This is a genomic window from uncultured Veillonella sp., from assembly GCF_915069625.1.
Lineage (GTDB): Bacteria > Bacillota > Negativicutes > Veillonellales > Veillonellaceae > Veillonella.
The window spans coordinates 1-11377 of the sequence record NZ_CAJZFD010000053.1 but is presented as its reverse complement, the minus strand read 5'-3'; the positions used below and the strand labels follow the sequence as shown (position 1 = coordinate 11377).

The window sequence follows — 11377 nt, the reverse complement described above, 5'->3', positions numbered from 1 at the left end:
GTGGTTTAATGATTCGCGACTACGTCGCGAACCAGTCTAAAGACAATAACAAAAAAGGACTATACGAGATATCTCGTATAGTCCTTTTAATTTAGTTGTAAAATCTGCCTGCTAGAACCAGTCTGAATTCACCACCATCAATAACTTACATTCTATGCAAGTTTACCATTGCGTTTACGATTTCTAATTTGTTCTTCTTCAGCACGAGCTTTCAAAGAAAGATCTTTTTCAGTACCTACATAACGACCATATAAGAAATAGTACGCAACGAAGGCAAGAAGTGCTACTACAACAGTAACATGGAACATGCTTGTATAGCCTACTACCTCTTTAATAGCACCTAAGATGTATGGACCAAAACCTAACCCCATATCTAAGGCAATAAAGTATGTGGATGTGGCAACACCAATACGGTGAACCGGCACAATTTTAACAGTTACGGCTTGACCGTTTGACATGAATGTACCGTAACCAAGGCCAACAAACACAGCGGATAAGAGAATAAGCCATGTAGAGTGAGCGATGGATAATAAGAAAATACCAAGGGCTAAGGATATGAAGCAAGGGTAAAGAACAAAGTTTTCCCCTTTCATATCAAACACAATACCAAGTAATGGTCTTGTTATAGTAATAACTACAGCATACACAACGAAGAAGAATGTGCCTGCTAAGATAAGATTTAAATCTTTTGTATAGGCTGCCATAAAGCCGATAACACCAGAGTATGCAAAACCTACTAGTACAGAAACAAGACTAATAGAGTTCATACGTGGTTCAATATAATCGGAAATTCTAATGCCCTTACGTTCTTCAGATTCAATATCGAGCTTAGGTTCCTCAAACTTCATAAGAACAGAACCAATACCACAAAGGATGATAAGAGCAACACAGAATGCGATGATAAAGTCATAACCAAGGCTATGTAGCATTAAAATCCCCAAGAATGGGCCTACCGCAGCGGCAAGAGATGTAGATAAACCATAGTAGTTAATCCCTTCACCACGACGTGACATAGGAATAATAGCCGCTACGATTGTACTTGTAGCTGTAGATGTAATACCGTATGCAAAACCATTTAAGAAACGAACACTATCGAGCATCAATAAATTAGGTGTATAGAAGTACATGGCTGTTGAAACCAAATAAATTAACAAACCAAGGTACAACATCTTACGACAGCCTAAGATGCTGATAAAACGTCCTGCTAACAAACGAGCAACAACGGTACCAATAATATAAATACCAACGGCCAAGCCAGCTTGACTTGCTGTAGCATGAAGATTATCCTTTGCTACTACCGCAATAATAACGATTAATAAATAATAAATCAAAAATACTAAGAAATTAATCAAAGTATCGAGGACAAAGGATCTTGTCCATAAGGCCTCTTTAGCCTTATCCATAATATCAACTCCATTTTCTTAAACTATTGTCAACCATTTGCGACAACGATTAATTATAAACCTCTCATTCTAGAAATCAAGAACTAAAATGTTATACAGCTCATTACTTTTATTTATAACAAGATATGTGTAATCAATCATAATATAGATATATCCATTTTTATAGCTCACATTAATTTTTGATAATAAAAACACCTTTGATCGTTTATATTATATCCCCGAAGATACGATATAACATCAAAGGTGTTATTTATAACTATTTAGTTAATGACTTTTCTATATAGCTGATACATCTATCTGCTTTACATATCTACCTATATTATTTCGTTTTTAATCCACACGCCTTAAAGAAGTTTTTATAAGCTTCAGCCTTTTTAGCAAGACTCAAAGGATACGCACGAGATGTAGATGGTAATCGCGTTAACGTCAATTCACGTCCGTTAAACACAAAGGGAATTGTCTCCCCTGTTTTAGGCAATTTAACCTTTTCTGGTAAAAGACTCAACAAAATTTCTGTGGCCTTACCACCTGTGGTACCGATATGTTTACAGTCGGGAATTTGGTCCAAAACCTCTGCCAATGGTACAGGTTCAACAACCTTAAGAAATGCATCTGATGCATTCCCCTTTTCGCGTATAGCTTTTAATACAGTAGGACAAGAAGCAATCCCTGCTTCAGATAAGAACGCTTTAATCTTATCCGCATCAAAGGCTTTTTCCTCCCCTTTTCTAAAGTGTTCCTTGTCCTCAAAGAATACTAAGCCATACACGCGCCACATATCATTTTGAAAGTTAGGATAATGAAATTCCATAGATCGCTTTTCGGAAGTTGGTGGGAATGTCCCCATCATCATCACCGTCGTATTCTTTGGTAAGAACGGTGGAAATGGTCTAGTTTCAATTGTTTCTGCCACAGAGCATCAACCCCTTTCACAATCTAGTATGAACTCAACTTTCAGCATAATATATGAACTATATCACAAAACTAAATTCTATTAGATACTAGGTAAAACACTAAAAATATTAATATAACGATAAAGAAATAAGTAAACTACTAGTCCTTATTGACCGATTGGTTGAGATACTAATGTATTAATATGATCAAAGCCTACTGGTGTAGGAGATACGAGATACAAGCATACAACAGCAGCTACAGCAAAGCCAATCGCTAAGTAGGAGAAGCTGCCATGACGTGGAAACTCATACATACCAAAGAGACGAATGCCAATAGCAGCACCAATAGCGGTAATTAAAGATGGTATGGAGAAGATATTGTAAAACCCAAATACCACCATAAGACCAGCGTATCCACCTACTACTGTAATCATTGGTAACATACGGTCCATTGGATTAGGAATGGAACGTGTAAGCGCCGCTGGATAATAAGAGGCTTCTACACCAAACATACCCAAGAACAAGTTGAAGTCAGCCCAAATTGTTTCCCATGCACCTCTAAAGGCATCTCGATGATTGCCTACGTACCACGCAAAGCCTGTAATAATTAAGATGGCTAAACCAGCACAGATGAAATAGTATTCACTAGGAATTTTAGGGCCCGCATAAGCACCTACAGCAGTTACAACAGCACTTAAAACGGATGTAACAATAACGCGATGCAAGCGAGGTCGCTTATTTTCAGGAATGCGTTTGTATACAGTAGCTAACAATTCTAGGACAAAGCAGGCCATAAAGATGGCAATCCCTGCAGCTGGTACAAAGAACGCAGCAACTAAACTCAAAATAAATGGAATACATAGACGCCATTTAGGGAATAATACAAGATCTTTATAGTCTAAACGAACATCTTGTGTCTCCATTGTAAAGTTGTTGTACACCACAAATAGTAGCATAAAGGCAATAACATCAATCGCGTTAGCACCCCAAATCAATAGCGTTGGTACGATAATCATCGACAAGGCTACCCCAGATACACGGGATAAACCAGCGGTCGCTATACCAAGTAAGAAAAACGGTATTAAAGCAGATATAATTTCAAGCATAATATTCCTCCCATCATTGTATAAATTTAAGTATATAGTATCTACCTCACTACATCAAGGAGAGATATATTTTTTCATGGCTAGCCGCTTTCGTACGGCAGAAGCAGAGCAGCCCATCATCTGTGCAATTTTGGCAACACCATACCCTTGAGCACGTAAGTTTTTTATTCTATTTTCGTCTAATTCTAATATATTTGAACGAATTTCTATACCTTGCTCCCGTAAATACATAGCCACCGTGGACCCTCGTATACCGTAAGCTAAACCTATATCATCTGTACTCATATGATGATGAATATACAAGTAAGCCATCTCATCCACCTTTCGAGATATTTTTGCTTTAAGCGTTGTACACATTCCCATATGACGCAACACATGATGTACTTTCCATCGGGATATGCCATACATACGCGCAATAGAGTCTGACGTATTTCCACTTTTATAGGCCCTACAAATACGTACCGGATCGATAGCTACATTCTTAGTCGAACGCTGACAAGCCAATCCATATTCTTTCATCCGACTTGCCATCGTCGTAATCGATACATCATAACGCTTCGCTAAAGAATGTAATGACCACTTACCTGACTCATATAGAGCTTGTACATGAACCATATTTATATCTTTTTTCAACGGTCTTCGCTCAATATCATATGCCTTCATCCGCCGCATAATAGTATCTACACTACACTGGAAATACTCTGCTACCTCGCGAACACTCCACTGTTTCTCTACATATAATTGTTCCAGTAACTGTTTAGGTATAACGCGCACATTACGATACATACTATCACCTTTCCTTGTAGACGAACTCCTTTCCCTATTATTGTGAAAGTTCCATCAAAAAAAGACAATAAAAAAGAGGTTCCTAATAGTCACATAGGTGACCAATAGGAACCTCTTTCCATATGTAATTATATGCACCACATAGGATATGTGCCGTTATAATTGCTATACAACATCTATCCGCAAATAACGATAGCCATAGATTACCCATAATCCCGTGGCCGTTATATCCAATATTTTAATAGCCATATTTTCTAATGACTAATAAACCGTATTGGCTAACCCAACTTAACGATATCTGCGTTCAAGAGCCTTAGGCTTACTCAAGATGATAGACCATTTCATGCCTTCTTTTAGAGCATGATTTGATATACGTTTATGACTTGATGTATGAACACTCGTCGAAGTGATTGGCGAAGCCGTTACCATATTCGTATCAAGGAGTACCTTTCCTTCTTTAGAAGCCTTATCTCTCTTGAATTCGGCCAATCGTTCACTTAAGGTTGGACCTGTAACAGACTCTCTACTTAAACGAGTTGTACTCGTACTAAAGCCAGTTGATTTACTTGAAGTTTTCTTAGATGAAACATGAGTACCTTGTTGCGTTGTAGACGCTTCATCGTAATGATGCCCGGAAGCTAAAACTGTTTGAGCTTTATCATTATTTTGATGCTCTTCAACATGTTTTTCAGATGTCTCCGAATCATCATATTGAAACAGTCTTCCCCCCTTAGGTCTTAAGGGAGCCTCTGGATGCTGATTTTCAATCGGTCTATTTTTAAATATTTCTCGATAGAAATCATCATCATACAACAAGTCCTCAGGCGAAGGTTCTACAGGCTTTTTCTCTATGGAGATACCATATTCACGCTCCATATCCTCCCAAGTCTGGCCAGAACTCGAACTTTCATAGTTATCATACTCATCAGACTCTTCTGTATTTTTGCTTTTTATAATGGAAAAAGCAATATACGCGATGATACCTAGAACAAATATAGGGTTATGCGAAAAGATGGATAGCACAGAAGACAAAATAGAGTCCATAGCTACTCCTATTCACTATCTGCTAAATTTTCACGCATTTTAGTGTCTGCAATAATATTATTCATATTGTAGTAATCCATAACGCCAAGATTACCATTTCTGAAAGCTTCTGCCAATGCTTTAGGTACTTCAGCTTGCGCTTCCACAACCTTAGCTTGCATGTCTTGTGTTTTAGCACGCATTTCTTGTTCTGTCGCAACAGCCATAGCACGGCGTTCTTCCGCACGAGCCTGAGCGATTTTCTTATCCGCTTCCGCTTGGTCAGTTTGCAATTGAGCACCAATGTTACGTCCTACGTCTACGTCCGCAATATCAATGGACAAGATTTCAAATGCAGTACCCGCATCAAGGCCTTTACCCAATACAGTACGAGAGATGTGATCTGGATTTTCCAATACATCTGTATGCTCTTCAGAGGAACCTACAGTCGTTACGATACCTTCACCAACGCGGGCGATAATCGTAGCTTCACCAGCACCACCAACGAGGCGGTCAATATTAGCACGTACAGTTACACGAGCACGAACCTTGAGTTCGATACCATTTTTTGCTACTGCAGAGATGATTGGTGTTTCAATCACTTTAGGATTAACGGACATTTGTACCGCTTCCAATACATCACGACCTGCAAGGTCGATAGCTGCAGAACGTTCGAATGTTAAAGGAATAGATGCGCGTTCAGCGGCGATCAAAGCATCTACAACGCGGTCAACGTCACCACCTGCAAGGTAATGCGCTTCCAGCTGATTTACATTAACATCAAGACCTGCTTTATTTGCTTTAATCAAAGGCATTACGATTTGAGATGGATTTACACGACGTAAGCGCATACCTACGAGTGTAAAGATACCAACATTAACGCCTGCTGCAAGAGCAGATACCCAAAGGCCTAATGGCACAACATACAAGAACACCATAATCCCAATCAGTAGAATGGGAATCAAGATTAAAATACCTACATCCATAATAACCTCCATTATATACGACGATGTGGTGAAAGCTTAATCGCGCTTTCTAACAATATTGCGGCCCCCTACAACACGAAGCACCACAATCGGTGAACCGGCATCGATGAAGTCCCCTTCGGTTACAACATCTACCAAATTACCATCAATTTTAGCAATACCTGCAGGGCGTAGTGTAGTATGCGCTACGCCTTCTTTACCGACTAAGTCATCTAATACATCATTAGATACATAACCAGCTTTTGTCGTAGATCGTTGCCCTAAGGTAAACAATTTGCCTATCCAAGTCTTTTCAAAGTGATTAAAGAACACGATGATAAGGACAATTAACAAGGCTGTTAATCCTAGTACGGCATATAGCGCCACCGTACCTTCTCCAAGGGCTACATACACACCCCAAAGGAATGTACAATAACCGATGAGTCCCAAAATACCACCTGGAACAACGAGTTCTACAGCCATTAGGGCAATCCCTATAGCCATCCATACTAAAAACTCCATAGGCCCTCCTCTCTTCAATTAATTTTATGCAACTTATATATTCATTATACAATATAAAGAATAAATTATAAAGATAACCCTTATCATATAAATCTATTTCATATCAAATCTATTTCCTAATACCTCATTTTATATCAAATACTCTTGCTTTATAGATTTATTCAATTAAAATATGATACATATAAGCACATAAAAACGACTACTTTCACAGGAGCATACCTGATTCAGTAGTCGTTATGTATAAATTATATTAGTTTAAAGCTTTACTATTGTCAGTTATCATCGTAAGATGCTATTTCATCAATAGATTTGACAGTAATTATACTTCTGTTTTTTTCAATTGGTCATTACCAACGCCTGTTTTTTGAAGGAGCAATAAGATGATACTCATTGCCATGCCTACTACAGTCGCAAGGCCCATGCCTTTCAATACAACAGGACCTACAGCAAGTTCAGCACCGCTAAGGCCTACCACAAGGATAACAGATGTTAAGATCATGTTTACAGGATTTGTATAATCTACTTTGCGTTCTACAAGCATACGCAAACCCGACGCTGCAATGATACCGAACAAGAGAATGGATACACCACCCATAACCGGTACTGGAATAGCATGAATAAGAGCAGCTACTTTACCTACAAAGGAGATAATCATCGCAAGAACAGCAGCACCGCCGATAACCCACACGCTGAAGCAACGAGTGATAGCAAGTACACCGATGTTTTCACCGTATGTCGTATTTGGTGTAGCACCAAAGAAACCAGAAAGGATGTTCGCAAGACCATCACCGAGTAAAGAACGTTGTAAGCCTGGTTCTTTCATCAAGTCTTTGGATACGATGTTACTAGTTACAACCAAGTGACCTACATGTTCTGCAAATACTACAAAAAGTGCTGGCATAATCATGATGATTGCATTGATATCAAATACAGGCATGCCATAGAACTGCGGTAAAGAGAACCAAGGTGCAGCCTCTACGCCAGAAAAATCAACAACGCCCATAAAGGCGGATAATATATAACCAGAAACAACGCCAATCAAAACAGGGATAACGGCTAAGAAACCACGGAACACAACAGTGCCAAGCAAGGTAACAACTAAGGAAAACATAGAAATAAATACAGCTTGGCTGTGGCTCATGCCCAAGTCTTGATTACCAATAAGGCCAGACATGCTCATCGCTACTGGCGCTAATTCCAAACCAATAATAGCAACGATAGCACCCATGGCAGCCGGTGGGAATAACTTATCGATCCAACGCGTACCAATATAGCGAACTAGAACAGATAAAATCACAAAGGATAAACCAAAAACAACGAAGGCACCTTTAGCAGCCTCATAACCGAGACCTGCCGATAACACACCAGCTACAGGAGCAATGAAAGCAAAGCTAGAACCGAGGTATGCAGGGATTTTACCTTTACATACGAATAGGTATAACAATGTGCCGATACCATTCATAAATAAAGCTGTTGCAGGATCTACTTTTAATAAATATGGTACTAATACAGTAGAGCCAAACATAGCAAATAAATGTTGGAAACTAAGTGGCAACATACGCCCCCAAGATGGGCGCTCTTGAATATCAATATAATCCTTCATCTTTTCCTCTCACCACAATAAGAACACTAGGTTCCAATACCATACCATATGCGATATGGCATTGGATTTTACACATATATGCTACTCTTATGAAACATAAGAATTACACATCAATTTTTAGGTCTCGGACGTCTACGCGTTGGCCTTCTAGGCTCTCTAGGTCTAAAAGGACCAGGCATTTCAGTCTTGTCTGTTTCTTGAGTAACCTTAGGTTTGAAGCGGCTTTGTGTCTCTTCACGCAAGGATGGTAAATCCTCAGCCGTACCAACTTGTTTTACACCTTCTACATTACGACGACCAACACTAGCTAACAAGCCTATGGCCATAAAGTTCATTAACAATGAAGAACCACCATAACTAATAAATGGCAAAGGCACACCTGTTACCGGCATAATACCGCAAACCATGGCAATATTAAATAATGCTTGTCCACTGATGAGCAAGGTTATGCCCATAGCTAACCATCTGCCAAATTCATCACGAGATTTATTAGCAATGCGGAAACCAAAATATGTAAAGGCCGCTACCAAGAGAACGACAAAGATAGCACCGACAAAGCCCATTTCTTGAGCCCACACGGCAAATGCAAAATCGGTATGTGCCTCTGGCAAGTAAAAGTACTTAGATGTACCTTGCATAAAGCCTTCCCCAAGAATACCGCCAGAACCTACGGCCAAAAGGCCTTGCACCGTTTGATAGCCCATATCTTGAGCATGAGGCCAAGGGTCGAACCAAGACTGAATCCGTTCCCAACGATACGGTGACATACGAGCTGCAATAAAGCCTATCACACCAGCTACAGCAAAAGCACCACCAAAGAATCGGCCATCAAAACCTGCTAAATAAATTAATATGAAGGAGAACCCGAAGATTAGCACAGTTGTCCCCATATCTGGCTGCAAGATCGTTAACACTGCAAAGATGATAGGCCAAACTAACATTGGCAACATATAACCTACGCGTTCACTCACATAACCTTGTAAGTTTGTGAGTGGATTATTATATCTTGATTTACCCCATTTTCTCATGGTACTCAATTTAGCGGATGTCCATATTATGGCAGCTAACTTGGCAAATTCTGACGGCTGTATCGATACGGGACCGATAACGATCCACCGACGCGCACCATTAATGACAGAGCCCGCCACAAGAACTAACACCATACCTATTAGGGTTGCAATCATTATGCGTTGCAACATATGTGGCTTTTGTAGTTGTCTATAATCATACCGATATAAGATAACACCTATTGCCATTGAAAGAAATAGGAAACCTATATGTTTTGAAAAGTACCCTAAAAGCCCTGTATTTTCGTAAATAGAGCTAATATAGGTGGCACTGAAGATATTCACACTACCTATAATCGTAATGAGTACTATAGGTAAGAGCATACCTTGTAAATCATTTTTAAAGAGTGAGCCCCACCGACTATCCCCCTTATTCGGTGTTTCCATGTTAAGCCTCCTTTTGTACTTTCGGCTTAATTGCTTCTAAGCGGAAAATAGGTTGCCCTTTAGCACTAAACTTTTCTTCATACTCAGTTTTTACATTTGGAAGATCTGTACTATGTAAATCATAGGTTACATTTTTAAGTTCCCATCCGCATTCTTTGAATTCTTCAAGAGAGAACATAAATAAGCCTTCATTATCAGTTTTAAAGTGAACCTCACCACCGTCTTTTAAAAGACGAGCATAACGATCGAGGAATGTATGATATGTGAGGCGACGCTTAGCATGTTTTGCCTTAGGCCATGGGTCACAGAAGTTGATATAGAAGCGATCTACTTCACCTGGCGCAACAATCTCTTCAATACCAGCGATATCAAAGAGAGATACCTTAGCATTATCTCGCTCTGCTTCAAAAATCTTTTGTGCTGCATAATAAATTACGCCAATTTGTACTTCAAAGCCTACAAAGTTAGCATCTGGATACGCTTCAGACATGCCTGCAATAAAACGTCCCTTACCTGTTCCAAGTTCCATATATAATGGACGTTCAGGATGGGCAAATAACTCACGCCATTTGCCCTTATACTGTTCTTGACCAGACAAAATGATATGAGAGTCATATTCGTGGATAGCTTCATCAATCCACGGTTTTCTACGAAGGCGCATACTTTCTCCTTACATCTATATTAATCATTAATTATATCTATTATTACAGGTCATATACCTATCTTATTAATTATAGAAAAGGGGGAGTTAAACGTCAATTACATTTCCCTTCTCATATACATAAAAAAGACCTACTTCCAAAGAAGTAGGTCTTTATATTCTTAGAAAATCAAAGATTCAAGATTTTCAATTTGATATTTGCTGAGGCCAAGCTCAGATAAACTCTTTTCAGATGCAGCGAATAGATTATTTTTACCTACACGCGTACCTAAAGCTGCGGCAGCGACTAATTCACGGTCCAACTTACCAAGGCGAGAGCGATTACGATTTTGCGGTTTTGGTTTCTTCATACGGAACGTATTGTATTGAACCGCTTCTTTTGTATCCTCATTTTTAGCCTTAGCCAAAGCAGCCCCATTAGTGCCATTCCCCAATAAAGCACTAAGCCCTGTTTGCTTTGGAACCATTTTTTCGTAATCAGCGCCAAACTCAGGACGCTCCTCACGTAATTGATCAAATGTAGCTAATGCTGCATTCATTTGCTTTAAACCAGCAGCAGAGTAAAGTTGACGAATCGCAATACTCACCTCTTGCGGTGTCAACGTACCTCGCTCAATAGCAGAGGCGATTGTACTTTTCAATGCGCCTTGATCACCGGATGCTGTATAGCGACCGATATCAACCAAGTCTTTTTGACGTGCATTGAGTTCTTTAGGCGTATATATGTTTATCTCAGATATAGACGGTGCCTGCTTAGAAGGCTGTTCTCCCGCCCCATTAGCCTCAGACATATAGCCACCGGCGACGATGGCCACGGCTAATGTTAAGGTTAATACTTTTTTCAACGTCTTACAATCTCCCTTTTCATTAATACTTACTTATATAATACTGTGATATTTTTGTACATTAACAACAAACTTGTTCTACTGTAATACATACTGTAGATAATATTATATAATAC

Annotated in this window: 11 protein-coding genes; all 11 read right to left on the bottom strand. The window is 39.3% G+C overall.

The features are described from left to right. Positions 1–152: 152 nt before the first annotated feature. Complete coding sequence (locus QZ548_RS04220; RefSeq protein ID WP_005387831.1) at positions 153–1403, bottom strand: MFS transporter; 1251 nt, start codon at positions 1401–1403, stop codon at positions 153–155. A 319-nt stretch (positions 1404–1722) separates the two neighbouring features. After that, positions 1723–2316, bottom strand: coding sequence for a DNA glycosylase (locus QZ548_RS04215; RefSeq protein WP_295868562.1), 594 nt, complete (start codon positions 2314–2316; stop codon positions 1723–1725). A 147-nt stretch (positions 2317–2463) separates the two neighbouring features. Continuing rightward, a complete protein-coding gene (locus QZ548_RS04210; RefSeq protein ID WP_295868560.1) occupies positions 2464–3402 on the bottom strand; it encodes a hypothetical protein in 939 nt (312 codons plus the stop codon). A gap of 54 nt (positions 3403–3456) precedes the next feature. Continuing rightward, positions 3457–4188, bottom strand: a complete 732-nt coding sequence (locus QZ548_RS04205; protein WP_295868557.1) for a sortase — start codon at positions 4186–4188, stop codon at positions 3457–3459. Positions 4189–4476: 288 nt separating this feature from the next. Further along, positions 4477–5232: a hypothetical protein gene (locus QZ548_RS04200; RefSeq protein ID WP_295868555.1), complete on the bottom strand. Its 756-nt coding sequence runs from the start codon at positions 5230–5232 to the stop codon at positions 4477–4479. A gap of 8 nt (positions 5233–5240) precedes the next feature. After that, a complete protein-coding gene (floA, locus tag QZ548_RS04195) occupies positions 5241–6197 on the bottom strand; it encodes a flotillin-like protein FloA (protein WP_059361546.1) in 957 nt (318 codons plus the stop codon). A gap of 36 nt (positions 6198–6233) precedes the next feature. Further along, positions 6234–6698, bottom strand: a complete 465-nt coding sequence (locus tag QZ548_RS04190; RefSeq protein ID WP_005387820.1) for an NfeD family protein — start codon at positions 6696–6698, stop codon at positions 6234–6236. A 319-nt stretch (positions 6699–7017) separates the two neighbouring features. Further along, on the bottom strand, positions 7018–8301 hold the full coding sequence (gene uraA, locus QZ548_RS04185) for a uracil permease (protein WP_295792331.1): 1284 nt from the start codon (positions 8299–8301) through the stop codon (positions 7018–7020). A gap of 110 nt (positions 8302–8411) precedes the next feature. After that, entirely contained in the window at positions 8412–9755 is a 1344-nt protein-coding gene (locus QZ548_RS04180) for an FtsW/RodA/SpoVE family cell cycle protein (RefSeq protein WP_295868554.1), read from the bottom strand. 1 nt (position 9756) lies between these two features. After that, on the bottom strand, positions 9757–10416 hold the full coding sequence (gene trmB / locus QZ548_RS04175; RefSeq protein ID WP_295205884.1) for a tRNA (guanosine(46)-N7)-methyltransferase TrmB: 660 nt from the start codon (positions 10414–10416) through the stop codon (positions 9757–9759). Positions 10417–10577: 161 nt separating this feature from the next. Further along, positions 10578–11261 (bottom strand): carboxymuconolactone decarboxylase family protein, encoded by a 684-nt coding sequence (locus QZ548_RS04170; RefSeq protein ID WP_005387811.1) that lies wholly within the window; start codon positions 11259–11261, stop codon positions 10578–10580. Positions 11262–11377 lie beyond the last annotated feature (116 nt).